General features: G+C 48.5%; 14 protein-coding genes, 1 tRNA gene and 1 pseudogene. 7 read left to right on the top strand and 9 right to left on the bottom strand.

Annotated features, from left to right (window positions below):
* Window position 1 precedes the first annotated feature (1 nt).
* Window positions 2-1075 (top strand): tRNA 2-thiouridine(34) synthase MnmA, encoded by a 1074-nt coding sequence (gene mnmA / locus MWL85_RS09995; protein WP_244400594.1) that lies wholly within the window; start codon window positions 2-4, stop codon window positions 1073-1075.
* Here the strand turns inward: mnmA and sov are convergent.
* From sov to MWL85_RS10020, 5 genes are all read right to left on the bottom strand, one after another.
* A complete protein-coding gene (gene sov / locus MWL85_RS10000) occupies window positions 1064-7102 on the bottom strand; it encodes a T9SS outer membrane translocon Sov/SprA (protein WP_244400595.1) in 6039 nt (2012 codons plus the stop codon). The genes mnmA and sov overlap by 12 nt on opposite strands.
* Before the next feature lie 15 nt (window positions 7103-7117).
* The gene (ruvA, locus tag MWL85_RS10005) at window positions 7118-7726 is read right to left on the bottom strand and encodes a Holliday junction branch migration protein RuvA (protein WP_244400596.1); all 609 of its coding nucleotides are present in this window, start codon (window positions 7724-7726) and stop codon (window positions 7118-7120) included.
* A 133-nt stretch (window positions 7727-7859) separates the two neighbouring features.
* Window positions 7860-7930, bottom strand: a tRNA-Cys gene (locus MWL85_RS10010).
* 162 nt (window positions 7931-8092) lie between these two features.
* Window positions 8093-8566: a Fic family protein gene (locus tag MWL85_RS10015; protein ID WP_070707204.1), complete on the bottom strand. Its 474-nt coding sequence runs from the start codon at window positions 8564-8566 to the stop codon at window positions 8093-8095.
* Complete coding sequence (locus MWL85_RS10020; protein WP_018027515.1) at window positions 8559-9575, bottom strand: hypothetical protein; 1017 nt, start codon at window positions 9573-9575, stop codon at window positions 8559-8561. Before MWL85_RS10020 ends, MWL85_RS10015 begins: the two co-directional genes overlap by 8 nt.
* A gap of 568 nt (window positions 9576-10143) precedes the next feature.
* On the opposite strand from MWL85_RS10020, the gene MWL85_RS10025 reads away from it, so the two are divergent.
* Both MWL85_RS10025 and MWL85_RS10030 read left to right on the top strand, forming a co-directional pair.
* Window positions 10144-12495 carry a TonB-dependent receptor gene (locus MWL85_RS10025; RefSeq protein WP_244400597.1) on the top strand — a complete coding sequence of 784 codons (2352 nt, stop codon included), beginning with the start codon at window positions 10144-10146 and terminating at the stop codon, window positions 12493-12495.
* A gap of 51 nt (window positions 12496-12546) precedes the next feature.
* A complete protein-coding gene (locus MWL85_RS10030; protein WP_244400598.1) occupies window positions 12547-13626 on the top strand; it encodes a hypothetical protein in 1080 nt (359 codons plus the stop codon).
* Window positions 13627-13745: 119 nt separating this feature from the next.
* Here the strand turns inward: MWL85_RS10030 and ccsA are convergent, their stop codons facing one another.
* The 4 genes from ccsA to MWL85_RS10050 all read right to left on the bottom strand — a co-directional run bounded on the left by ccsA (window position 13746) and on the right by MWL85_RS10050 (window position 20455).
* Window positions 13746-15977, bottom strand: coding sequence for a cytochrome c biogenesis protein CcsA (gene ccsA / locus MWL85_RS10035; RefSeq protein ID WP_244400599.1), 2232 nt, complete (start codon window positions 15975-15977; stop codon window positions 13746-13748).
* Window positions 15978-16017: 40 nt separating this feature from the next.
* Window positions 16018-17607 (bottom strand): di-heme oxidoredictase family protein, encoded by a 1590-nt coding sequence (locus tag MWL85_RS10040; protein ID WP_244400600.1) that lies wholly within the window; start codon window positions 17605-17607, stop codon window positions 16018-16020.
* Between the two features lie 317 nt (window positions 17608-17924).
* On the bottom strand, window positions 17925-19100 hold the full coding sequence (locus MWL85_RS10045) for an imelysin family protein (protein ID WP_244400601.1): 1176 nt from the start codon (window positions 19098-19100) through the stop codon (window positions 17925-17927).
* Between the two features lie 50 nt (window positions 19101-19150).
* A complete protein-coding gene (locus tag MWL85_RS10050) occupies window positions 19151-20455 on the bottom strand; it encodes a hypothetical protein (protein WP_026161603.1) in 1305 nt (434 codons plus the stop codon).
* A gap of 688 nt (window positions 20456-21143) precedes the next feature.
* On the opposite strand from MWL85_RS10050, the gene MWL85_RS10055 reads away from it, so the two are divergent.
* From MWL85_RS10055 to MWL85_RS10070, 4 genes and pseudogenes are all read left to right on the top strand, one after another.
* Window positions 21144-23096 (top strand): polysaccharide biosynthesis protein, encoded by a 1953-nt coding sequence (locus tag MWL85_RS10055; RefSeq protein WP_244400602.1) that lies wholly within the window; start codon window positions 21144-21146, stop codon window positions 23094-23096.
* 39 nt (window positions 23097-23135) lie between these two features.
* Window positions 23136-23273, top strand: a pseudogene (locus MWL85_RS10060) (NAD-dependent epimerase/dehydratase family protein); the annotation flags it as partial.
* Between the two features lie 118 nt (window positions 23274-23391).
* A complete protein-coding gene (locus tag MWL85_RS10065; protein ID WP_244400603.1) occupies window positions 23392-24858 on the top strand; it encodes a lipopolysaccharide biosynthesis protein in 1467 nt (488 codons plus the stop codon).
* Window positions 24855-25868 (top strand): nitroreductase family protein, encoded by a 1014-nt coding sequence (locus MWL85_RS10070; protein WP_244400604.1) that lies wholly within the window; start codon window positions 24855-24857, stop codon window positions 25866-25868. Before MWL85_RS10065 ends, MWL85_RS10070 begins: the two co-directional genes overlap by 4 nt.
* Window position 25869: the final 1 nt, after the last annotated feature.

Genomic DNA, 25869 nt, shown 5'->3' on the forward strand with positions numbered 1-25869 from the left:
TATGCGACGTGCACTATTGCTCTCGGGCGGTGTGGATAGCTCCGTGGCACTCCATCTGATGATGGAGCGTGGCGAGGCGCCCGACCTCTTTTATATCTATATCGGAGCCAATGAGGCAGGCTATGAGGACTGCCCTAGCGAGGAGGATATGGAGATGGTGAAGTGGCTCGCCAAGCACTATGGTCGCCCTCTGGAGGTGATCAATCTGCATCGTGAGTACTGGGACTATGTGGTGCAATACATCATCGACACAGTGCGGGAGGGACGTACCCCTCACCCCGATATGCTCTGCAATCGGATCATCAAGTTTGGCTACTTCAATGAGTATGCGGGGCGGGATTACGATCAGATCGCAACGGGTCACTACGCGAGTAAAAAGGTGGTGGGCGATAAGGAGTTCCTCGCCACGGCGGTGGACCCAGTGAAAGACCAGACCGATTTCCTCGCTCAGATCACCTATCCTCAGCTACTGAAGGCCTACTTCCCCCTTGGGGAGTTGCCAAAGAGTGAGGTGCGGAGGATCGCTTCGATGGAGCACTTAGTCACGGCACAGCGAAAGGATAGCCAAGGGATTTGCTTCCTCGGTAAGGTGGATTATAATCAATTCTTGGAGCGCTATCTCGGTACTCAGAAGGGCGAAATCATTGAGCTGGAAACGGGCAAAGTGGTCGGTGAGCATCGGGGCTATTGGTTCCACACCATCGGTCAGCGGAAGGGGCTCGGATTATCGGGTGGCCCGTGGTTTGTAATCCGCAAGGATATTGAGCAAAATAGGCTCTATGTAAGCCGTGGCTACGACCCCGAGACGCAGTATGGCAATGTGGTGGAGATGCCGGAGATGCACTGGATTACGCTCAACCCGATGGAGGGGGAGGAGCTAGAGGTGACCTTCAAGGTACGCCACACGCCCGACTTTACCGTGGGACAACTGAAGCGGGACGCTGAGGGAATCTACACTCTGCACTCTACTGAATTGATTCAAGGGATTGCCCCAGGGCAGTTTTGTACTATCTACGACCGTTCACAGCAACTCTGCTACGGCTCGGGAGTGATTGCCCGTGGGCTAAGGCTTTAGTTGCAGCCGGAAGAGCAGCCCGTAGGTGGTTCGCTTGAAGGGAAAACTGTAATTGGAGACGAGTGGTTGGCGCTGCTGACGCTCCACAAACGCCCGAACGCTAATGGCATCAGAAAGCCCATACTCTGCTGAAAATTGCAGAGTATGGGCTTTCATTCCTTGTAGGGCAAGGTCGCTCTCCAGCTGTTGGATATTCCGGAGAAGGCTATAGGTATAGGTGTGGTGGAGCTGTAGGCGAAGGCTCTGTCGCTCGCTCCTAAGTAGGCTTATCTTACTGGTGAAGAGGGGTGCGAAGGTGATATAGTAGCCTAGACGACTATAGAGTTCATGGTCGGTCTGATCGAGTATCCGCTTGGCGGTGGTTTGGAGGGTTTGGGAGTGGCGCTGATTGTACCTTTCCTCTAGCGAGATGCCGAGCTGACTCTTCACTTCTAGCCCGATGAGCGGGCTCAGCTCCTCACTCACCACTAGGCTTTGGAGGTCATTCTGCTCGGCGGTGATGTAGTAGGTAGGCACCTCCACATAAGCCCGATACTGATGGGTCAGCTTGAGGGTGGGGATATGCTCCTTTAGCCACGAGTGCCACTGAGAGATATTGAGCGACACTTGCCAATTGGGCAGAGTTGCCAAAAGGCTTGGTAGCCCCTCACGCTCAAGGTAAAGGAGGCTCGACTGCTGGGCAAAGTGCTCTACCTCGGGGTGCTTCTGCAGTCGTGCGATGGTGCTATACCGTAGGTTGCCCCGCTCTATCTTTGCCCCTTCGGTTTGGTAAGGGGTCACCGAGGTGTGGTGGTGCCGGTTGTTTTCGTAGGTAAAGGTGAGTTCGAGTCCCTTCAGAGGCTCGAACCTCAGCCGTGCTTCCATTTCATTTCGCCAAAAGGTGGTTAGTGGCTGGCGGCTGCCTCCCTTCTGGGTAATGAGGCTCTGCTCCTGCATCTTTTCAAAGGTGGAGAGAGGGTGGTCCATACCAAGTCGAAAGGCTAATCCTGGCATCAACTGTCGGTCGACAAAGCCAAGCCCCATCACCTTACCCCCAGTGGCGAGCAACCCAGGCAAACTGGTACCTGTGGTTCGGCGAAGGTGCAGAGAGAAGTCTTGTAGCACTTTGATCGGTAGCGTGCTGAAGTGATACTGGAGCAAGAGGTCGAGGTAGGTGCCATTCTCCGCTCTGTTGCCCTGCTGGTACTGAGCACTCCTTGCCCCTAGTTGCCACTGATAATTGCTTCGCCATGTCGCCTGTCCCGTGAGTGGCTGGAGCCAATGAGCCGACATCGGCGGTAGGCGGTAGGCAAGCTCCAACTGTCCGAAGTAATGCTCCGTGCTGCCGAGTGCGGTAATGTCTCGTAGTATCTCCCGTGTCATCCACTCAAATTGGCTCGCTTGACTCTCGCGGTGGCGTGCCTCAAATGGTTCGTGGATGAGTGCCATCGTGGTGCTTTGTAGGGAGAGGGTGAGTCCCTTGTAGCTCTGCTTGATTTGCAACCCCCTGACCCAATCCCAACGGCTACGAAGGGTGGTGAGGGCCGAGTAGTCGGAGGGGAATTGCTGGTACTTGAAGTAGCGATTCCAGAGACTATTGAGGCGGATATAACTGCCTTGCGAGGTATCGAATTGGTAGGTCACTTCGCTCTCGGAGCTGCGCTCTCGCTCCTCAAGTAGGTCGGGGGCATACCCTTTTTGGCGATGTAGGCGGTAGCTGAATAGCCAATTGGAGAGGCTCCACGGACGCCTCCTATCGGTTGAATTGAGCCAGCGCATATCTGTGAGCTCTAGGTTCTCCTGTTGCCTAAAGGTGGCACCGATGCCCCCTTCATTACGGAGGTCGCTATCAAAGGGATCGTAGAAGGGAGTAGACTTCTGCCGCTCTAGGGAGTAACGAATAGGGAACCTCAGTTGCCACCGCTTGGGCAGTAGCATACCCAGCTCTAGCTCGGTGCGAAGGAGGAAGGACTGCATATCCTGTAGCTCGTACTTGCGACTATCCGAAGTGATTGAGCCAAAGCCAGCGGTCCGATATTGGCCATCCAAATGAAGCGATGCTAGCTCTCCCACCTGCAATTGCATCGCCCCTTGGGCTGCCTTTCCGCCCACAGCCCTTGCTCCTTTCACCGCCATCTCATTGACCCACACCTCCGCAGAGAGTCGGCGGTCACTTTTATTCCGCACCCCAATCAGTACGGCCGTCACCTCACCCAGTGTGGGCTGCCCCTTCACCACCATGGTAGCCCCACGATGGGCAGGGTCGGGCTGAACAAAGGGGATGTGGTCCTCGGCTCCTGCCAACAGTCGCTGGTGCTTGAGCTCTGTCAGCTCTGCCAAGGAGATTTGGACGAGGTTATTGGGTCGCCACACCTCGGACCTTATCAATTCCTCACCGAGTGCCGAATAATCGCCGATGGGAGTTGCCTCAAGTGGCAGGCGGTACTCATAATAATTGCGAGTAAAGTCGTGCCCCACCCTAATAAAAAGCTCCAACTCACCCCTTGCAATCATCTGCTCCGACTCCAAGTGACTCCAGAGCTCCAACTGCTGATAGTGGCGAAGGTCGAGCGATTGCTCCTTGTAGATAGCCACCGGCTGGCCAGGTGCCAGATACGCTATCTTCATCGCCAAAGCCTGCTCATCCTCGGCACGCACTGCCCAATCACTTGCCACCTCATCTCGCTCCACTTCGGGCGGAGAGAGGTAAGGGATTGGTGCCCTTTGGCTATCCTCCTCTAGCGAAAGGGTAGTGACCTGCATCTCGGCACTACGCATATCACTCGGCTCGATGCTGCTCTGAAACTTACTCCAGGAGGTAGAGACGATCCTAAACTGTGCTAGTCGGAGCTGTACCTCTTTGCTAAAACGGGTGAGCGACAACCGAAGGGTCCGCACATCTTGTAGCGACACTCGCTGCCCAATCTGTTCTGAAGGGGAGTGCAAAGGCACCCGTAGCTTCACCCACCGCTCTCGCTCGCTTAGTCGCTTCTCCCCCACAATCTGCTCACCACTCAGTCCCTGACGAGTGATCGGTAGCTCATACCTCAGGTAGCCCTCCTCCTGCTCCTGAATCATATCCCTATTGAGGTCCTCGGTATCGGGGTCCCACGTCCGGGCACTCTCCACCCCTTGAATGACCCGAGGAGTGGAATTGCCCTCCATACCATTGATATAGCGATAACGCTCCAAGATAGAGGCCTCTACCTCGTCCCATTCATCGCCCAAGAAGAAGCGATAGTCGTCCTTTGCGGGGTCCTTTTCATCACGAAACAATTGATAGCGAGGGTGGCTCCGCTCCTCCTCCGAGGTCAGTCCATCCAGCCCCACATCTTGTTGATTGATCGGTACCTTTCCCGTAGTATCAAAGCCATAGAGCTGTGGCGGGGTGAGTGCCTTACGCCCCCACTCCGTCTCTTGCTTCGCCTCACTTCCCTCGTAGTAGATACCTTGGTCGGGGAGAATCTCCTCCTTCATTCGCCCAAGATCCAGGTAGAGCATCCCCTCGGGGGCATCGGGGTCAAGGGTAAAAGGGTCGAGCATCCAGAGCTCAATGTAACTGTAGCGACGATTCTCTAGGTCATTGGTCGAAAGGGGATAGCTGATACTGCCCCACATCTCCTGCGGTGCAGTGGGCAATTGAGGGTTGTAGGGACCACGCTCGGAGGGATAGAAGGAGAGATTAAGCGTGGAGAGCGTCTGCAACCCGATGGGCGAACGGTCTCGCTGCGGAAAGAACTCCTCTAGGGGCACCTCCCGAACCAAAGGGTGGCGACGCTGACTTTGGTCTTTCATTAAGTGTGTTGGTTGGTGCGGTGCACCATCCCGTACCAGAAGAGCATCCACCTTGAACCACGCCAGTTGGGCACGGCTCTCAGGTCGCTCCACCTCCCCTAGAGACCACCCCTGCGGATAGGTGAGCTCAATATATCTATTGCCCTCCTCAAAGTCCTCCACTACGATCTTATCACTGCCACTGCGCGAACGATTATAATCGGAAAGCAGCTCCGCATAAGAGGCCTGAAGAGAGAGCTTCAGTGGCTCCCGCACCTCCAGTCCACTCCACTCATTGAACCACTCAATTACCGATGGGCTCTCCCAATGGTAGCTAGCATGTACCCCCCACATACGGTTGCGTAGCACCTCCTCTCCCCACCGTATCCTATTACGTCGGCTATCCTCCCAATAGGCGAGCAGCGTACCGCCGACATTGAGGCGAGGGGAGGGCGTCCAATTCAGTTCCGCACCCACCAGAGACTTCTCCTTACGTCGTTGCTGCTCTCGCTCCTTCACCGTAATCTCAATCGTCTCCGTGGTATTGGTGGTCAGCGTAAGCCTCCCCGAAAGGTAGTCAATCACATACTCCACCCCCTCGGAGAGCTGTCGACCACTCGCCTCTACCCGCACACTCCCTGGCTCAATCTTCTGGTTTCCAAGCGAAACTGACTGCGTCTGGCTCCCCGTCACTTCCGCTTGAATTCTAAAGAGATCTAGCTCCTGAGCCTCCTTTGCCTCACGTTGGCTCTTCGTATAAAGTGCTTGAAAGGTAGGGTAGCCATCCCGAGGTATCTCTACAAAAGGATACCTTTGAGGTAGAAAGAGGGTGCCAGTCGCCTTGAGATAAGTGACCCCATCAATTAGGTCGAAGAGCCCATCGGGTGCCCCACCCCGACCAGAGCTATCGGCTCGGTCCCAGCCAAATAGGTCGAGCCACGAGCGACCACTATCCGCTCCTCTCTCCACAATCGGTTTATCTACCCCCGCCTCCTCGTCCTTAAAAACTAGCGACACCTGTAGTTCGTCATTCTGGATATCTGGCCTTGCCCCCGAGAGAGAGTAGCCATTCTTCATCATCAGCCCCCAAAGCGGAGAGTGAGGAGAGCGATCTTGCTCCGACAGCAGTGCCACACGCCGACTACCCCCCTCGGCAGTCACCAAGTCCCCCACCTGATACCGCTTTCCTTTGTAATGATAGCTGTAGGCCACTGCTAGTATCTGCCCGTCCCCCAGTCGACTTTGAAGTGAGATAAATCCGAGTGTCGGGTGGAGGGTATAGGCCGAAGGCGGAAGCTTTCGGGCAGAAGTGATCTCGATACCACTTGCCTCAAAAAGGTTGCTACTAGGGAGTTGCTGAGCAGTCGAAGCCCCTTTGAAGGCAGTAATCGGTTCCAAACGGCTCCTATTATCCATCTGACGTGGGGTGGTGACCCACACCTCCACTCGGTCTATGTAGAGGTCACTCTCCACAAGGGGCAAGTGCTTGAGTGCGTCGCTATATTGGGCGGCAAAGAACTCCGAGAGAAAGAAGTGCTGAGCAAAGTCGTAGTCACTACCCTTGAGCTCCGTCTGGATCAATTGTCGTCCGCCTTGCACTACAATCTTACGCTCCTCGGCATACTGCCGACTGGCCACCACCTGAAGCGAGAAAGGACCCATCAGCAAGTCCGCCCGTACGCCAAAGAGCTCCCCACCGGTATCAATCAACGGATTGCGACTCTCCATTCGCACATTGCCCGCCTGTAGTCGTTGCACAAAGTCGTAGTTTTCACCCTCATACCTCAGCCGCACTCTACTTCGGCGATCCGCCATCACCGGCTCGGTAGTGTAGCTAAGGTCGAGCTGCAATCGCTCGGAGTAGTTGGCCTTGAGGTGAATATTCATCTCTGGCAAAATGGTGAAATGGCTTCGCTTGCGTAGCCCCACTGGTAGCAGAGGATTATCCTCCTCAGTAGTGGTATGACTTAGATTGAGGGAGAGATAACCATTGGCTTTTAATCCCAGCTTAGGACGCTGGGGAAGGGGCTTGGGAAGTGGAGGCTTCCCTTTTTCATAAAAGACTTCACCCGTCTGCTGTAGTGCCTTCGCTCGGAAATACTCCTCGGAGGTGAGTAGCTCCCGCAATTGCCACGCCCCCAAGCTATCTCGGCTATAGAGGAGGTAGTAGCCCGTCGCCGGGAGATACCCCACCGAATCGGTCTGGAGAGATTGCGCCCTTCCACTACCCCAGAAGAGTAGTACAAGGGTCAATGCCACGTAGCACCGTCGCATCGCTCTCCACACACGCTACAGCATCTGCAGACCCTTGCGGATCATATCATTGATACTCATATTTGGATCGGCCTTTGCCAACTTTGCCACCACCTTACGGGCAGCTGCAGCAGGATAGCCAAGGGCAATAAACGCCTTCTCCGCCTCCTCGTACATTGCCAGATGCTCCGTGGCAAGTGGGTCCTTACTGCTATCAATACCGATATTGAAGGTACCCATCTCCGCTTCGATCTTATCCTTCAGTTCCACAATAATTCGCTGTGCGGTACGAACCCCTACCCCCTTGATCGACTTCAGTCCCACCTCATTGCCCTCTTTTATCAGTCGGGTGAGCTCACTTGGGGTAAAGCTAGAGAGTGCCAGACGAGCCGTGGCAGGGCCAACGCCATTCACCGTAATCAGCAGACGAAAGAGCTTCCGCTCCGCCTCCTCACAAAAGCCATAAAGGTCGTGGGTATCCTCCCTCAGCACCTCATGCACCAAGAGCTTCGCCTCCTCTCCCTCGCGTATCTTATTGTAGGTATTGAGGGAGATAGCGAGTAAATAGCCTATTCCTCCGCCCACCTCTATTATCGCAGCCGTGGGGGTACGCTCTACCACCTTCCCTCTCAAGTATTCTATCATGTCTTTCTATCTTAATTACTAGTGGCAAAGAAAAGTGCCACCTCTCATATTCACCAAAGATACAAAAAAATACCTCAAGTCTCGCGACTTAAGGTACCTACTTAAACCTTAAATTATTATGAAAAAACTATAGAGGTTCGTGGCGGATTTGAACCGCCGTACACGGTTTTGCAGACCGTTGCCTAACCACTCGGCCAACGAACCATTTGCCTTAAGCAATGGCAAAGATACAAAAAATATTGACTCTGACAAAAAAAGCCCACAAGACCCCAATGGCTGTCTGGTTGGAAAATAATAAGTAAATTACACTAGTAATTTAAATCTACGTTTTATGATTTCAAGTACATTCGCCATAATTATATTCAGTTATTCGTAATCTTCGCCTTGTATTCCTAACTCACCTTTGCTCATGGCATTGGCAATATCTATTTTCAGCTCTTCGTCATAATCTTTACTGGTTAGAAAGCTATTGACGATGCGTAGCAGCAAATCTTGGTCGATGTTCGATGCTGCCACGTGATAAATGATAGATTCCAATGTACGCATACAGATACAAGCGTGCCAATAGTAATTATTTTTATGTAAGAAGTACGCACCCAAACTCAGTGCAATACGCTTGTTCCCATCATTGAAGAAGTGCCCGGAACAAAATCTATACATCAAATAGGTCAGTTTGTCGGCAAAGGTAGGATAGTATAAATCGTTTTGCACAAAATCCAATGTAGCACGAATACCGCCTTCATCACGCACTCCTTCAAAGCCACCATCACTGGCATCAATCATTTTGCCATAGATGCTTAGAGTTTCATCGTAATCTATGTAAATAATTTCCTTACTCATCCTCTGCCTGTTTTAAGCGTTTCAGTACATCTTTATTGTCCGCTAAAATTTGGTCAAAATCAATAGACTGGTCACCGATGAATCGTTCAAACTCTTCAGGAGTAACAGCTTGTAGATAGTCTGCAATGTTACCATGATACGCATCCCGGAAACTAAAATCCCTTGAAGCCATTTTTGTTCTGGCATCATTCAGATAAGGTTTCTGCATGGGATGTTCGGCAAGTTCGTTTACAATACGCTTCACTTCGTCAATAGTAAGTTTTCTGCCACCGTTTTCCTTGAATCGTTCATTGATAACTGCACCCACACCGTTTTCAAAAGAAGAAATAACCAATAAAACCTCTGAATACAGCGTGTGTCGAACATTGTCTTTGGAATCCAACTTCAACACTTCCCGGTATTCCTTAGCATTCTCCTTGAATACAGCCTTGTAAATGAAATCTGTAATTTGAGAATATTTGTATGTGGGATGTCCCTCCACGTATTGTTTGATGGCAGAAGTGAGATTTTTACGATAGTTTTCCTCTGTAATTGCGGCAGGAAGGTAATGCACATCCCTGCGGTTGATATATTTTGTTCCTCCACCTGTCTTTTCATTGATAGTGGTAATCACAAAATCCAAGATGAGGCTACGGACTTTCTTGGCTTTTTCACTCTCTGTAAGTAGCATACCCATATTCAAGAAAGAGCGGAAATTAAACAGTCCAAGTTGTGTTGTTTTGCTCGCCTCATTAATAAGGTGAGCAAATTCTAACTTAAACTCTTTCAGTTGTTTACCCTTACATAAAATATATCCGTTATGCTTCAATTCATCAGAATTTGATTGCAGATAACGATCTATTGTAGATGTGTCAACTTGATAAAAGTCGGCAACCATTTTTTTTGTAAAGCGGTATTCGCCCTCAAAGAGCATTCCTTCTATATCAAGATGCTCTTGTACCTTACTGACCGCGAAACGATTGTTAAGTACATTCTGCCGTTCTATGTTTGAGATGGTCAAATCTTTCATATCACTTCACGATTACGTAGTTTCAAATTACTAGTGCAATTTACATATTATTTTCCAACCAGACAGCCATTGGATTTTTGTACTGCAGGGGTTACGCATTAGGAGTAAATGCATAAGTTAATGACCCTATAAAATAGGAGAAAGGAGTGACCCAAAAATCCAATTTATAACAAGCTGATATTCAAAACCATATAAAAGCGAAAACTGAGTTGCAACTAAGCGATCGGCGAGTTGCAACTAAGCGATCGGCGAGATGCAACTAAGCAATTGCCGAGATGCAACAAAGCAAATGCTTAGTTGCAACTAAACTTTTGGTCACTTAGCTGTTGCTTTTTTAGGCTGTTATTCAAAGACCATCTGCACCCTTATTTGTGGGATGAATTTGTCCGTGGATGTTAATTATTCACACCGTGTAACAGTCTCCTTATCCATAGACACCCCGATAAAAGCCACTCACAAGACTATTCTAATGCGTAAGCCCTGATTAGTTGCCCATTTTTATAGCCTAACTAAAAAACATTAGCTACCCTTGCAACCCAGTTGCAAGTTTAATCATTAATCCTAGTTTATGATGAGGAGTCATCAGCCTTGTTGTCTTGCCATCTGTAAGTGTATAGTGATGTTATTATCGCTTACATTTTCCAAGACAGACATTTTTGCACAGGAGCAGAGCAAGGGAGTATCCATCTCTTGCATCGTGCGTGATGCCATTACGCAAGAACCAATAGATGGAGTGGTTGTATCAATCAACGACCGTGAAACAGGAGTCACTGCAAGGGGCGGAAAAATCACCGTATTGGTGCCCCACAGTGCGACCCTTAAGTTCTCTCACATTGCGTATGAAGCCGTTGAGATCAGGAATGCTACGAAAGAGGCATCTAGTGGTCACCCACTCTATATCTCCCTCTATGCATCCAACTTTTCGCTCAATGAAGTAGTGGTAAAAAGTAAAGCCACTACAAAGAGTGTTACAGTAGCAGAAACACTCAGTAGCCGGGATATTTCTAGTAATCTAGGGAGCTCGCTTGCTGAAGCCATCTCCAAAGTAAAAGGAGTATCTATGCTATCGACGGGTCCCAATGCGAGCAAACCAGTCATTCACGGCATGCACAGTAATCGGGTGATGATTGTTAATAATGGCATACGCCACGTAGGTCAAGGCTGGGGCATCGATATGGCACCAGAGATCGACTTTAGTATGGCGCAAAATGTCCGAGTACTCAAGGGGGCAGAGGTGGTAAAGCATGGTTCGGGAGCCCTAGGTGGTGTAGTAGAAATAGACCCTCCATTGCTTGAATATCAACAAAAGGGCATTGGGGGAAAGATTGCCACCTCATACATCACCAATGGGCGTGGGCTGGTTGGCCTCATCGGGATTAATGGCTCACACAATAATCATTGGGCTTGGAATATAGCCGCCTCTTACCAAAACTACGGCGATAAGTCTACTGCCCACTACCTACTCAATAATACGGGTAGTAGGCAATGGAGTACCACTGCGCAATTGGGCTATAGGCGTGGAAGTCGATTTACCTCCGAATTGTACTACTCCTTTTTTCACTCTCATGAAGCCAGCATGTTTGCTTGGCAAATAGGAAGTCGTGATCTCTTTGAACAGAGACTGAAAATAGGGAAACCAGAGCTTATCTACCCATTCACAAGGAAAATCCAATACCCCTACTCCAAAGTGTGGCATCACCTTATCAACTCGCGCACTCGCTACGATCTTACCACCGAGCAAGTACTTCGGCTCAATCTATCCTACCAGCTAGATATACACAAGGATTACCACAATCGACGCAATTACCGATCCTATGTGCCAGAGTACAGCATGCGACTCTCTACACTTGATGGGCTCCTAACCTGGAACCACTATAACCTACTAGGTACGGAAGCTGAAGTGGGGGCGGAGATTCAAATCTCCACCAACGACAATCCCGAAGATACCGGTGTGCAACCAATGATTCCAAACTATAAGGCCTATACGTTCAGTCTATTTGCTTGGCAGAAAAAAGTATGGGAGCACTTCTACATGGATTGGGGATTTAGGTATGAAGATTATACAATCGGAGTAGCTGGCTACGACTTAGCAAGTGAGTACTTCTCAGATGCCGATCACCGCACTCTACTAGGAGGGCAAATAGGCGTAGGCTATACTCCTACCGACAAGCTTTCGGTCATTAGTAGTTTCTCTATCCTCCAGCGTCCACCACACGTATACGAACGTTTTTCTCTCGGAGTAGATAAAGCAGCAGGAGTATTCTCCCGAGGCGACCGCAACCTAATCCCAGAGATTGGCTATAAGTGGGTCAATTCCATAGAGTACAGTGGAAGCAAGCTTGCCTGCTCTATTGAAGGATTTCTACAGTACGTCAATGGATATATCTATCAGGCAACGAAACGTGGCACATTCTTTCAGGCTCAAGCAGGAGAGTACCCCGTATTTGATTTCTGGCAAGAAGATGCCTTCTTCTGCGGTGCAGACTTCAAAGCCAATGCCAATATCATAGGAAAACTACTTGCATACGGGCTCCAAACAGGCATCACGGTGGGACACCTAAAGAATATGCTTCATGTCCCTAATATCGCCCCATTCAGGTGGCGTCACTGGATAGAGTCGGAGTATACCATTCCCGGCACCTCTATAGAGCTATCAGGCAACTTCGAGATGACCTATGTCGCAAAGCAAACGCTCTTTAGCCCAGAGCTAGACCTAGTGGACTTCACCCCACCAGCCTATACACTCTTCGACCTCTCATTAAAGGCAAAAGCCCCTGTCACTTTCGGGAAAAGCCTAGAGGGGGAGGTGAGTATTGAAAACCTCACCAACGCAGAGTACAAAGACTACACCAATCGCTTCAGATACTACTTCCACAATCTAGGTAGAAGTGTGAAGCTACGCCTAATGTGGACATTCTGATCACAACAGCTATTTTTCAACACAATAACCATTTTTATAGACAACAATTTTATGAAATTAAAAAGCTTATTCACCGTGATGGTGGCTATGATGGTAGCTATGATGGCTACTGGATGCAAGAATGGGATTGTCAATCAGGTCCCAGAGCCTGAAGACCAAAAGCTCAAAAAGCTTCATGAGGATCCTACTACTGCAGAGTTTATCCTACAAGAGTGCCACACGCACGGCCCTTCAACTTGGCACGGAAATGGGGTGTCAGACCAAGTTAAGTACTTCAAAACCTTCCAGAAGATTACCTATAAGCTGAAAAAGGGGAAGGATGGCAATGGGAGACCAACACTAGAGTGGGGGCCAGCAGAGGATAGCCCAAAGGCCTTCTATATACGTACCGGTCTTGACTATGGAGAGAGCCTTTCAAAGCCAGGCAATGGCGGCAATTTCTACTCCCTAGTAATCAAGTACTATAATGCTAAAGGAGAAGACATCACCCATCAATTTGTAACTAATGGGCAAGAGAATATCCACCAGCACTTCTTTATCCCAGTAGATAATTCTATCAAAACTTGGGGCGCTACGGATAAGGAAGAGCTGATGACCAACCTTCCAAAGGATCAAAATGGCGTAACTGACCTCTTTAAGTACTGGTATATGGATACTGACCCACACGACAAGCTAGCATCTGACGATGAGGCTAAATTCATCAAGGATCCACGTGGCTTTAAAGGTATCCTTCAATTTAATCCATTTAAGCCGGTTGAAGAAGGGGTTATTCCCGTGACCTATTCTTGTGATATCCAAGTGAAACTGATGCACTCCCTTACCAATAAGAAGGATCCTAAAAAGACCTTCTCAAAGACCGAAACTCCATCACCTTACAACAAGCCATCTACAGCCCAGCTCCAAGTGGATGTATGGGATCTAGATACGAAGATACACTTCGTGGTATTCAGTAGCCGTATGGAGTACCTCATGGATGATAGTATGAAGACCTTTGCCGACCTCAAGACGGATGAGCAAAGAGACTATGTACGTCGTTATGCCAAGGCGTGGGGCTGCACGCTAGATCAAGCTGTAGTAGATATCCTAGGACAGCTATCTGGTAGCACACTACACGTATCTTCTAACCTCTAAATTGAGGTATAATAGCTTATAATGATAAGTGCCCTCCTTTTAGAAAAGGGGGGCACTTATTTATTCGCTCTATTTCGGAGCTTCCAATATACTCTAGTGGGGAGGGGGTGAAGTGTGGGCTAGGCATAGCCGTGGAGGCCACCCAAGATAAAATTAACGCCAAAGTAGGTCATCAGGATGGTCATAAACGCTACTATTAGATAGGCGTGTAGGAATCTCTCCTTTCTGAAAGCTTTGAGGACACCTTGGTGTAATGGTAAAGCGTAGACCAGCATCGTGATGAGTGCCCAGGTCTCTTTGGGGTCCCACCCCCAGTATCTACCCCACGAGATATTGGCCCATACCGCTCCGATAAATATACCGGCGGTGAGCAAGAAGAGTGCGGGATAGAGTAGCAAGCGACTGAGCTGAGTCAGTTGCTCGGTGGGCTTCCCCTTCCTCAGTAGCACCAGTCCTGTAATCCCATTAAAGAAAAGGAAGCAGAAGAGGGTGTAGGAGAGCATCATCACGATCACATGGATACTCAGGAGCGGAGAGCTAAGTACTGGCATCAGTGGGGTCATCTGCGGATTGCTCTCCCCCATCACAGAGACCATAAGTGCCAGGCCACTGGATAGCATTCCAAAAGAGAGAAAGAGGTCGGAGTGAAAGCTGAGGAGAAGGGCTACCACTAGGATAGAAAGGGCCAAGAATTGCATTGTCTCGAACCCATTACTTAAAGGGATATGCCCGACGGAGAAGCCTCTCAGCGTACTACACGTTATCAGGTATAGTGCGGCTATGCCCATTAGCCCGAGGCCGATGCGCTTGATGAGTTTAGGGGCATTTTGCTCTCTTAGGCGGTGGCTCAATATAAGGATGTAATAGAAAACCCCCAGCAATATCAAGGTAATCGCCAGTGGTAGCGTGTGGGATAGTTGGTTGTAGAGCCTTTCACTCTGGAAGCGACCCTCAGGGGGTAATAGCTCACCCGCTTTCTTTTGCTGGTAAAGACGTATCTTCTCTAAGGTCTTAGTGAGTCCATCATAATTGTGGGTGCGGGCAAGCTCGGTGAGATAATCTGTGGAGCGACGGATAAAGAGCCACTCATCCTCAGGTAGCTCGGTCGGCAATCGGTCGGCTTGCGCCATCCACTGGATGCTTTCGCCCTCTGGAATGGGAAACATCTTTATCGCTTGCCCTGAGAGTAGAGAGCCGACAATATTGTACTTTTCGTAGAGTGCCAGCACGTCTCTTGCCTCAGCCTCGGGTAGATGACCCGTATTGAGTGCTTCGAGTGCTTTAGATAGCTTCATTTCCCCCGCTTCATCAAAGAAATCTTGCCAGCTGACATACCGCTTCTGCGTACCCAATAGTGCTCGCATCGGAGCACCCTTCACTCGCATCATAGGCACCTCAATCCAATCGGAAGGATAGAGTAGCCACCCAGTGAGTACCTGCTCGGCAGTGAGGCCTTTGTAAGAGGGTTTGCCATACAGCTTGGTCACAAGATCACGAGCGAACGACTGCATGGGGCAGATACGCCCATTGTGGTAAACATATAATTGACCAAACTGCTCCGATTGTGTCGGTGGCATCACGCCTGGAAGGGCACGGTCACTAGATGCATAAGCACTCTGCGAAGTACAGAGCAATAGGAGGGGAAGGAGCAGCATCGGCACCACCTTTCGTGCTTGAGATAGTTGCCTTAGCGTCCGACGGAATTCGCCCTTCGGATCTACCAAGACTAGGATCATGGCCACTAAGAGCAGCCCATAGCCACAGTAGGTAAAAGCAATCCCCCAGGGGTCATAGGCAACGCTGAGCCGCACCCCTTTTTGGTCCTCATCATAGCCACTTTGGTAAAAACGGTACTGCCGATGATGCCCAATGTGATTCATAGAGACCCGCTCCGACTGACCATCATCAAAGCGGAGCACACTCACAAAGTCCATAGGCGACTGTGTACCGGTATAATAGAGTATTTCGAACGATTCCAAATTTACGGTAAAGGGGAGCTCCACACTCTTCCCCTCCTTAGTGGTAAAGGAGTTAGTCGCTTCTCCCTTATAGAGGTAAAGGTCGCCCCTTTGGGAAAAGAAATAGGTAAGCCCAGCCCCTAGTAGGATTACCCCAAAAGCGATGTGAAGGAGCAGAGCTCCCATGCGGCGACCCATTCGATGGTATCTCAGTAGTAGCGCCAATGCTGAGATGGCAAGTAGCAACCAGAGGCCAACAAAATACCACGACCCATAAATGTACTGATGGGCAAAGGCTGCTCCCTCTACCTTTTCAATAAAAGTGGCTATGATCAAGACCATTATGGTCAAGATCAATAGCCCAAAAGAAATAATAGTCAATCGTCTCTTCATTAGATCCGATGAAGTAATAAAAGTAATAAATTAGGGAGGGTTAAATCGCCTCAATAAACTTCACAATTGCCTCACGGTCTTCTCGCTTCAGCTCCCTAAACTTCTCAGTGGTCCAACGAGCCTGAGAGACACCTCCCTCACGTGAGCATCCATGCCACATAATGGCCTCAATCACATTGCGGGCACGAGCATCGTAGAGCCTATCATCATGGCCAGTACATATCCTCATTAGCCCTTTACCCCAAAGCGGAGGAGTGCGGATCCACCCTTTGCGTACATCATTCTTCATATACAGACGGTGCGATACCAAGTCTGTGTATGGCCAGATGGTCTGGTGTGGATAGTGTGGCATTCGTGGGTCGTTGGGGGTGTATTGTGGCTCACCTGGATAGGTAAGTAGGTCCTCACCCGTTGTCCACGAAGGTCTATGGCAGGTAGCACACCCAATCTCCGTGAAGAGCTTCTTCCCTCTTTGCACCACTGGATCATCCATGTGTCGGGCAGCCGGTACAGCGAGACCTCGCAGCCACGTCATGTAATTGACGTAGTCCTCTAGCTGCATCTCTTCGGGGTGATCATTGCTCGTAAAGTAATTGTAGATATCTTTTTCAGGGTCACCCGTCTTATTCCATTCAGGGTAATAGCGGTAGAACTCTGCCTGCACCTCAGGGTCTTTGCTCGCAGTGAGGGCGTATTCCTTCGTCACGTTGACCGAAGTAAGGCCGGGGCGAGTAACATTGAAGTTGGCCCAGTGCTGGGTGTCAAAGGTAAAGGTGCTCAGCTCCAAAAAGTGTCCGAACCTAAATGGACGCATGGTGATGGAGTCAATAGCCGTCCATTGGCCATTGGCAAATCTACTTGGATCCAGCTCCGTAAACTTCGCCTCATGCTGCCACTGGGCGAGGAGGTCTTCGTCCGAAATAGCCTCTATCAAACCATTGCCAAAGAAAGGAATCGCATTCTTGAGCCGAATCATAATATCCTCCACTGCGACAGGCTTCCCATGGTGTGAAGGCTTGACATAGTAAGCATCCTCTGGTATTTTCACTTCGGGGTAGATGAGGCTATACTTCTCACCATCGGGGAATGTATTGCCCCAGTCGTCAGTATACTCCAGCCAATTAATTTCCACCTTAGAGGGGTCTAGATAAGACTTGAATGGAGGCATACCTTGGAATTTTGGGCTGAAGAAGGAGAGCAAGTCGCCATCAGCATTACAGATCTCTAGCTCCGTAGAATTACCCCACTCCTTAGGGTCGAACTTGGTGATACGCCATCCGTGACCATAGCCAATATGGCAGGTTTCGCAAGAAGGGCGTGAGTAGAGTGGCCCTCGACCATTGAAAGGCCGTTGACTTGAATTAAAGGGGCGCTCAAAAAAGAATTCGCCCATTTTGAATTGAAACTCAAGCCCAGCTTCCTCGATGGCTGGTGTAGGGTCTTCGTATGCACTGGCAGTGGAATTAAAGGTGGTGCCCAATCGTCCGCCAGCATACCACTCATCGGCTAGTTCTTCCTCTCCTTTCGGGTCACAGCCAGGGTCTTTCTGGCATGATGTGGAGAGTAATCCCAATAGTATCCCTGCTGCAGACAGGAATAGGGCTTTTGTGTTGTACCTCATTTGATTCATTGATATATGTAGGTTTGTTGTTTCATTTTAATAGTGCTCATTGAGCGCCCAGGGAATAATTGCTTATTCTCCCAGGGCACTCAATGAGATTCTGCTGGCACCTCACTGGTATAAAAAGAGAATGTTGCACGAAGTGCCATTCTCGCACATTTGTTCCAAATGTGCCGAGACTTTGCACGAAGGATGATATGCAAGGCGCTGAGGGTGAGGCCGAAGGGAGCGTACTCACGTACGTGACCTAGGCCGAATTCCGAAAGCAACGAAGCAGATCGCCTTCGTGCAACAGTCTCAAAAGAGGTACCACATAGAGAGCAATACTACTTCTTAGCCAGCTCTTGCTTGAGTTCGCTAAGCGTTTCATCGAGTGCCTTGCAGGCATCCATAGCAGTCTTACATCCTGCATCCGTATAGTTGAGGACGAAAGGTGCCTTCATGCTTTTAATAGCATTTTTGGCATTGTCTATGGCCTTAAGTACCTTGGCATCCATTGCCTTATCATGCGTTTGCATATACTGGTGAAGTGATGCTCCACGATTTCCCTCGATACCACCAAGGTACACATTCTCTACAGAGGTGATATTGTCATGAAAGTCGAGGATAGACCTTTGGCTATATGGAGACTCAATATACGATGCATCCTCACCCGTATGAGCCTTGCCAATCTTAGAGGTACCCACTTCATCGCAGATGCCATTGCACCCTGAGACAATGTCCTCCATAGCATTGATCCAAGAGCGGTATAGTGACCCTGGTTGCCCAGCCTTTACCATATTCTCACCATAGGAGAACCGTCCACCTACCAGTACAGGCAGCTCCACATCTTCCAAGATATGCTTCACTAGCTCTTTATTGAGCTTAGAGGCATACTCCTCACCAGCCCACGCGGTTAGCAATTGCCAGCAGCTATTACGCAAGTCACCAGCAACGGCAATGGCGTATATCAGGTGCTCCTCAGATATGGTACCAGCAGTGCGTGGCTTACCATTCTCAAAGAGGATATACTCTACCCCGTGAAAACCGAGTAGCTCCTGGCCGAGCTTGGTCCTTGCTACAATATCGGAGTCCTCTCCATCTAGCTCCTTGATATTTGTAGCTTCCTCCAGATATTTTTGCAGAGCTGGCAGGTCAAGAGGCCAAGAGTCAATGTGTGGATCGATACCAAAATCATTTGCTGCACCAAAGAGAAATGCCTCGCTACGCTCCCACCAGCCACGAGACTCTATAAAGTCTTCACACGCCTTATTGAGATTCTCCTGAGTAGGAGCCTTTCGATAAGCCCGTAAGTCCTCCACCAAGTCAACAGTTTTTTGAGCCATCTTAGTATAGGTAGGGACTACCGTCTTATTGACGAAAGTCTCGGCAATCTCTTGATAGGCTTTGTCGCGTTGCTCATCATCGGATATGGTTACCTCACTATGATTACAAGATGATAGGGGTGCAATAAAGAGCAATCCGATTGATGCCACTAAGGCATAAGAAAATAACTTGTTCATCGCTGTATATTTTTATTTTATTATTTTGTTTTCTGAATAAAGAGGTTATGCTACTTCAAGAAAAATCCCGAGTAAGCCACGCCAAGTGATATGCTAGGTTCATTATTAAACTCCTTCTTCAAGAGTCTAATGCTGTACTCGCCCTTGATCATCAGCTCCTTCATTGGGTAGTAATTGAATCCTGCCGCAATTCGCTGTCGATCAGTCCAAGTGTAATCGCTATTGCCCTTAACTGGATGGTAGGCATCATAATTTTCGTAGGCACCAAAGAGATAAAGCTTTTGACGCCCATCTCGCTTAGAGGGGAATAGATACAAGAGGTCATAACCGGCCTGTATCGAGGCCGCATGCGCCCTATCCCCCACGAGTGTACGCTTGTAGGGTGATGAAGCACTCTGCGCGCGATTGTGCTGCGAAATGATACCGGCATCGCCTAGGTGACCATAATCAAAGCTACCCATCGCACGGAATCCATAGCCATTGTAGCTAAAGTCGGCAGAGCCGATGGTTACGGCACCACGCACGCCCTGATATTTTCCTCGCTCATCGCTCTGAAGAGTGTTATTAAACGACTCTCCATAATACCCGCTCAGACCGATACGTAGTCCTTTAATCGGATAAAAATCGAGGCGTAGGGCTACAGCGTATTTATTGGAGGGAGTGAATTCAAAGGCACTTGCAGAGCCATTCTTTATCCACTGATCCTTACTAAAGAGTAGCGAATTGAGCCCTGGGAGCAGCATCGCTTGATAGCGCATAAAACGCCACTTGCCCCAAAGCGAAATACCGGTTTGGTGCCACGTACAGGGCAGTATCTGATTTTCACCCTCTGGTCGGTACACCGTGAAAAACTCATTGGGCAGGTGGTGCGCATTAGTATAGCCTACAGGCACAATATCGTGACCCAATCGGATATTAAAGTGGGGGTTGAATGATTTCTGTAGCCAAAATTGCTCCAAAGCTACCTCACCTCCACGCTCTATCTCCTTCTCCCACTCGCCAAATTCCTCATCCTCGATCTCCATGGCACTCTCCACTCCGCCATGCTCTATCTCCAGCTCGGTATTGAGCGACCAGCCGTGGCCAAAGTCATAGCCTAGCATCAGTACCACATGAGGCAAATCTACAGCACCTCGGCTAGGCACATCTTTGTAGCGATCCGCCTTGCTGTACCGATTCACATTGTCAGAGTAAAAGTAGCGACTTGCTACGGCCTCTCCATAACCTCCTAGCGTTAGACGACTTCGGGCTGGCTTTACACTATCCGTCTTGCAACATTGTGCATTGGCAAAGCTTAGCGAACTCACAGAAAGCACGAAGAGTAACGATGTCTTGAATAAAACCTTTCTTATCATCATATCTATATTGTTATTTTTGATGCAAAGTTATGGAGATGGGTACCCATTGTCAATACCTAATTGATATGATTTTTTTAGGCCTTTTTAAAAATCTTTTCCCACCTCTCCGTAAAGGCAAACATGACGCTTACCACCTTAGTACTCCCCTATTAGCTTCGCCCTCAACTCCAAGCTGAATAACAAGCATTTTTGTATTATTAAGGAAATAATATCAAAAATAATATACCTACATCTTGTGATACAAAGGAGCACGCCCGACCTATCCGATAAGGCATCTTGCTCCACCCGGCAGAGGCGTCCTACCCGTCCGATAAGCCTCCCGTAGCAGAGCAAAAGTGGAGTTGCAACTAAGCGATCGGCGAGTTGCAACTAAGCAATTGCCGAGATGCAACAAAGCAATTGCTTAGTTGCATCTCAGTTTTCGCCCTTCTAACCCCCTGATTTATAGCAAGATATAAAAGCGGTTTTTCCGACTTGTCCGACCCGTCTGACCTGTCCGACTCGTCCGATAAGCCCCCCCCAAAAACAGTGTTTTTCACATTCCAGACCTGCCTACAGCTGTCCAAATAAAGCTTAATGCAAATCATAGCAAATATCAAATATTTAGGGTACATTTGCAAGTGCTCACAGCGTGAAATAGTAGTATTTCATATTACTAAAAGGATAAAAGAATTAGGCAGTAATCATGACTAAAAACAACATAGAAGCCTCCACACGACACAAAGAGCGTAAGGCTCCAACCCTCAGTCGGTATCTGATACTTTTGGTAGATATGGCGGTGGGCGTTGTAGCGGCAGTAGCGTCGCTACTTGCTTTTTACATCGTCACAGGGCTAGTGACTTTTACGCCACAGATGTTGGCTACGATAGCAATAGCTGGTCTCGTCGCCACCTTTCTCTCTTCTTACCTACTAGGTACCTACCGACCCCTTCTCAGGTACCAATACTTCTCCATTGGGCGCCGATTGCTGGTGATGTTTTTCCTGAATACTCTGCTATTCTATGGGATACTCCTTGCCGGCAACTACTGGATTCCATTGGGCTACGGTGGTAAGATGCTCCTGATGATCGCCATCACCTACTTTGGTACCTTCTTCGTGCTATTCGTGCTCTACCGATCGGTAGCAGTATTGGCAGCACGTGCTTTCTGGGGCGTCTCCACAACCAAGCACCAACGCGAGCGGGTACTCATCTATGGTGTGAGCAACGCCAGTAGCGATCTAGCTTTGCAGCTGGAGGAGAGCCCCAAGTACAAGGTGGTAGGTTTTTGCAATAGAGGGAGTGTCAAAGGCGGTGCAACCGTCTCCAATTATAATATCTACCATCTCAAGGATGAGGAGCAACTCAAGCAATTGGCACAGGAGCTCAATCTCGATGCGGTTATCTTCACAGACCGTAGCGATCTCCTCAAAGAGCGAGAGACCCTTATTTTCCAACTCGCCTCTCTCGGCGTGAAGAGCTTATTAGCCCCCGAGATCAGCGAAACCTCGCCTACCGACATCGCTCGTGATAGCGTACAGAAGATAGAGATGGAGGACCTCCTCAAGCGGGAGGTGATCCACCACGAGCCCGAAAAGGTAAAGGAGATGTACCGCGACAAGGTGGTGATGGTCACCGGTGCCGCCGGAAGTATCGGGTCGGAGCTGGTGATGCAGATAGCTCAGCTACCTATCAAGCAGCTCCTACTACTCGATATAGCCGAAACCCCACTCCACAATGTGCGACTAAAGCTCAAGGAGCGGTACCCCAACCTTGACTTCGTGCCGATCCTCGGGGACATCCGTAGCCAGAATAGGCTAGACGCCCTATTCGCAAAGTACCGACCCAATATTGTGCTCCACGCCGCCGCCTACAAGCATGTACCCCTCCTAGAGGAGAACCCATGCGAGGGGGTGCTAGTCAATGTACAAGGCTCTAAGAATATTGCCGACTTCTGCCTCAAGTACGAGGTGGAGCGGATGGTGATGGTCTCTACCGATAAGGCGGTCAACCCCACCAACGTGCTAGGAGCCACCAAGCGCGCAGCAGAGATCTATGTCCAAGCCCTCGGGAAGGCGGTAGAGGAGGGCAAGGTGCCCGGAAAGACCACCTTCATCACCACCCGATTTGGCAACGTACTCGGGTCGCAAGGCTCGGTGATCCCCCTATTCCGCGACCAAATAGCTAAGGGCGGACCGATAACCGTCACCGACCCCAATATCAACCGCTTCTTTATGAGTATCCACGAGGCCTGTTCGCTGATACTGGAGGCATCATCAGTTGCTAAGGGGACCACCATCTTTGTCTTTGATATGGGCGAACCCCATAAGATTGTAGACCTAGCTGAGAATATGATTCGTCTGGCCGGCATGGAGCCCTACAGCGATATCGACATCCAATTTACCGGCCTACGACCAGGCGAAAAGCTCTACGAGGAGAAGCTAGCCGATGGCGAGAATACCATCCCTACCGATATCCCCAAGATCCACATAGCCAAGGTGCGGGAGCACAACTATGCCGACCTCTACGATACCTACGAGGCGCTACGCGACCACGCTCGCAAAATTGAGATCGACACCTGTATCCGACAGCTCCTCTCCCTCATCCCAGAGTACACCCCCGCCCCCAACTCTCCCTACGCTCCCCTCAACAAACACTGAGACATAAGAGGTTCATTCCTCATAGACCAATAAATAGATATGAAGATACTAATCACAGGAGGTGCCGGATTTATAGGCTCCAACCTCGCCCAACATTTCCTAAGCAAAGGCCACCATGTCCGTGTCCTAGACAACTTCGCAACCGGCAAACCCGAGAATATCCTCCCACTCATTGATTAGTACCCCATGATTAATGAGCAACTTACAATAAAGCTCCCGACGCATTTATATGGCAGCCGACACCACAAATAGATCCAAAACCATTGCAAAGAACACTATTGTCCTATACATTAGGATGATATTTGTTCTAGGTGTAGCGCTATATACTTCACGCGTATTACTGGAGGTCTTAGGAGTTGAGGACTATGGTGTATATAATGTAGTAGGAGGTATCGTCACGATGCTGGGGTTTTTCAATGGGGCGATGGTTTCCTCTACCCAACGCTTTTTCTCATACGCCATTGGGCAAAATGATACCCAACAGCTCTGCCTCAACTACTCTACCATTCTCGTTATTCAAGGGGGATTGGCACTGCTCATCTTTTTACTCGCTGAGACAGTAGGGCTGTGGTTTGTCAAGAACTACTTAGTTATTCCTCAGGAGAGGCTCACAGCTGCCATATGGGTATATCAGTTTGCCATCTGCACATTCATTGTCTCAATGCTGCAAGTACCCTTTGGCGCAATGATAATAACGCATGAGCGTATGGACGCCTATGCCTACATTAGCATTTCTGAAGTCTTGCTAAAGCTCCTAATAGTCATTGCACTTCCATGGGCACCCTACGACAAACTAATTATCTATGCTGGGCTACTATTTTTTGTGGCGCTCCTCACCTTGGCGGCGTATATTATCTACACTCGCACGAGGTTCAAGTATGTAAAGTACATCAAGGAGAAAAACAAAGCCTTATTCAAAACTCTCATAGGCTATATGGGGTGGAACCTTTGGGGCAATGCCGCAGCGGTGATTATGAATCAAGGGGTCAACATTCTGATCAATCTATTCTTTGGCCCTGCAGTCAACGCTGCTCGTGCCATTGCATACCAAGTCCAAGGGGCGGTCAATCAATTGGTGGGCAACTTTCAACTAGCCATGAACCCCCAAATCGTAAAGTCCTATGCAGCAGGCGACCTAGAGTATATGCACAACCTCATCATCAGAGGCTCCAAGCTATCATTTTATTTGATAGTTATATTCGCAATGCCAGTAATTATTGAGACAGAAACCTTATTAGGCCTATGGCTAAAAGAGGTACCTGAACACACCGTTCTTTTCACCCAATTAGTAATGATATTTGTAGTTTTAGAAAGTTTGTCTGGAACTATGATGATCTCAATACAAGCTACTGGCAAAATAGGACTGTATCAATCAGTCATTGGTGGACTTTTAATTTTGAATTTGCCAATCTCTTATCTGGCATTAAGACTAGGCGCGGAACCAGAAGTAACAGTACTAGTTTCAATTATTATTAGCATTGTTGCATTTTTGCTTCGAGTTTTAATTGTCTCACCAAAAATAAATATGAGCAAAACCAAATTGATAGTTGAGTTATTTATCAAAATGAGCATTATAGGAGCAATTGTCTACACAGCATTGAGCCTCATATATAGCATTGGTTTTTCAAAGTGGACTAGCGTTATTGTTACAGTAGTCTCATCGTTTGTTATTACCACATGCTTGATGTATACAATTGGCTTCACCACAGAGGAGAAAAGATTTTTTAGGAACTACATTACACACACATTGATGAAGCGATGAACTGGTCAAACATAAAACAACTGATAAAAAGCGTGATAGGGTTAAGGGGAGTAAATGCCTTAAAGAGGGCATACAACTATATAATCTTACAAAGAGTATACCGCAAGGATAGGATTAAATATCAGAAGTATTCCACAGTCTTTAATCATAATAATTTTGAAAAGATAGAGTGTGAGCTAACACTTCACTACCATGGGATTGAAAAGGGCTTTTTACACGCAAATATACGCCCATACTTTGCCAAGGATAGAGTAATATCACTATTGAAGATACTTAATGACACGAAATTTGATGAACATCATTGGCAAAGATGTCACTTCCAAGCTACCGTTGCCAATATGTGCAACTATTTTGATTGGCACAAGGCTAATGGCTACGTGCTAGACTATTTTTCTCAAGAGCAATACGATCAGCTAAAAGCACATTTGCTCACCCCACTTTCTAGTATAAAAGAGAGGAGTAGAGAAGAGTATTTTACTAGAACGAAGTCTTCTTTCTTTGATTTTGCTAAATCCAGGAGTAGTGTTCGAGAGTTTTCTGAGGCTCTAGTACCACACGATGTGTTGGAGGATGTTATTAACTTAGCTAATACAGCACCTAGCGTTTGCAATAGGCAAGGTGTCTCCGTTGTCATTGTTGAGGATAAAGACAAGATCCAACAGATCCTAGATATCCAAAAAGGACTTGCAGGCTACACCTCAATAAGTCAATTAGCCGTCATAAAATCAAATAGAAGCTACTTCTATTCTATAGGAGAAAGAAATCAACTATATATTGATGGTGGCATATACTTGATGAACTTACTTTACGCATTTCATTATTATGGGATTGCTGCTTGTACTGCCCATTGGGGACTATTAAATGACGCCGATAGTAAAATGGAGGATCTGCTAGGACTATCTCCTGCAGAACAAGTGATTTGTATTGTCTCCTTTGGATATCCAAAAGAAACAGTCAGGAGTACATTGTCCCTGAGAAGAAAGGCTAATGAAAACCTAACATTTATTTGAT

The sequence above is a fragment of the Porphyromonas somerae genome (assembly GCF_022845615.1).
GTDB classification, from domain to species: Bacteria; Bacteroidota; Bacteroidia; order Bacteroidales; family Porphyromonadaceae; genus Porphyromonas_A; species Porphyromonas_A somerae.

Coding starts and splice junctions, on each gene's coding strand:
- ruvA (WP_244400596.1), bottom strand. CDS start 7,726: ATGATAGAATACTTGAGAGGGAAGGTGGTAGAGCGTACCCCCACGGCT.
- MWL85_RS10015 (WP_070707204.1), bottom strand. CDS start 8,566: ATGAGTAAGGAAATTATTTACATAGATTACGATGAAACTCTAAGCATC.
- sov (WP_244400595.1), bottom strand. CDS start 7,102: ATGCGACGGTGCTACGTGGCATTGACCCTTGTACTACTCTTCTGGGGT.
- MWL85_RS10030 (WP_244400598.1), top strand. CDS start 12,547: ATGAAATTAAAAAGCTTATTCACCGTGATGGTGGCTATGATGGTAGCT.
- MWL85_RS10020 (WP_018027515.1), bottom strand. CDS start 9,575: ATGAAAGATTTGACCATCTCAAACATAGAACGGCAGAATGTACTTAAC.
- MWL85_RS10045 (WP_244400601.1), bottom strand. CDS start 19,100: ATGAACAAGTTATTTTCTTATGCCTTAGTGGCATCAATCGGATTGCTC.
- MWL85_RS10025 (WP_244400597.1), top strand. CDS start 10,144: ATGATGAGGAGTCATCAGCCTTGTTGTCTTGCCATCTGTAAGTGTATA.
- mnmA (WP_244400594.1), top strand. CDS start 2: ATGCGACGTGCACTATTGCTCTCGGGCGGTGTGGATAGCTCCGTGGCA.
- MWL85_RS10070 (WP_244400604.1), top strand. CDS start 24,855: ATGAACTGGTCAAACATAAAACAACTGATAAAAAGCGTGATAGGGTTA.
- MWL85_RS10050 (WP_026161603.1), bottom strand. CDS start 20,455: ATGATAAGAAAGGTTTTATTCAAGACATCGTTACTCTTCGTGCTTTCT.
- ccsA (WP_244400599.1), bottom strand. CDS start 15,977: ATGAAGAGACGATTGACTATTATTTCTTTTGGGCTATTGATCTTGACC.
- MWL85_RS10040 (WP_244400600.1), bottom strand. CDS start 17,607: ATGAATCAAATGAGGTACAACACAAAAGCCCTATTCCTGTCTGCAGCA.
- MWL85_RS10055 (WP_244400602.1), top strand. CDS start 21,144: ATGACTAAAAACAACATAGAAGCCTCCACACGACACAAAGAGCGTAAG.
- MWL85_RS10065 (WP_244400603.1), top strand. CDS start 23,392: ATGATATTTGTTCTAGGTGTAGCGCTATATACTTCACGCGTATTACTG.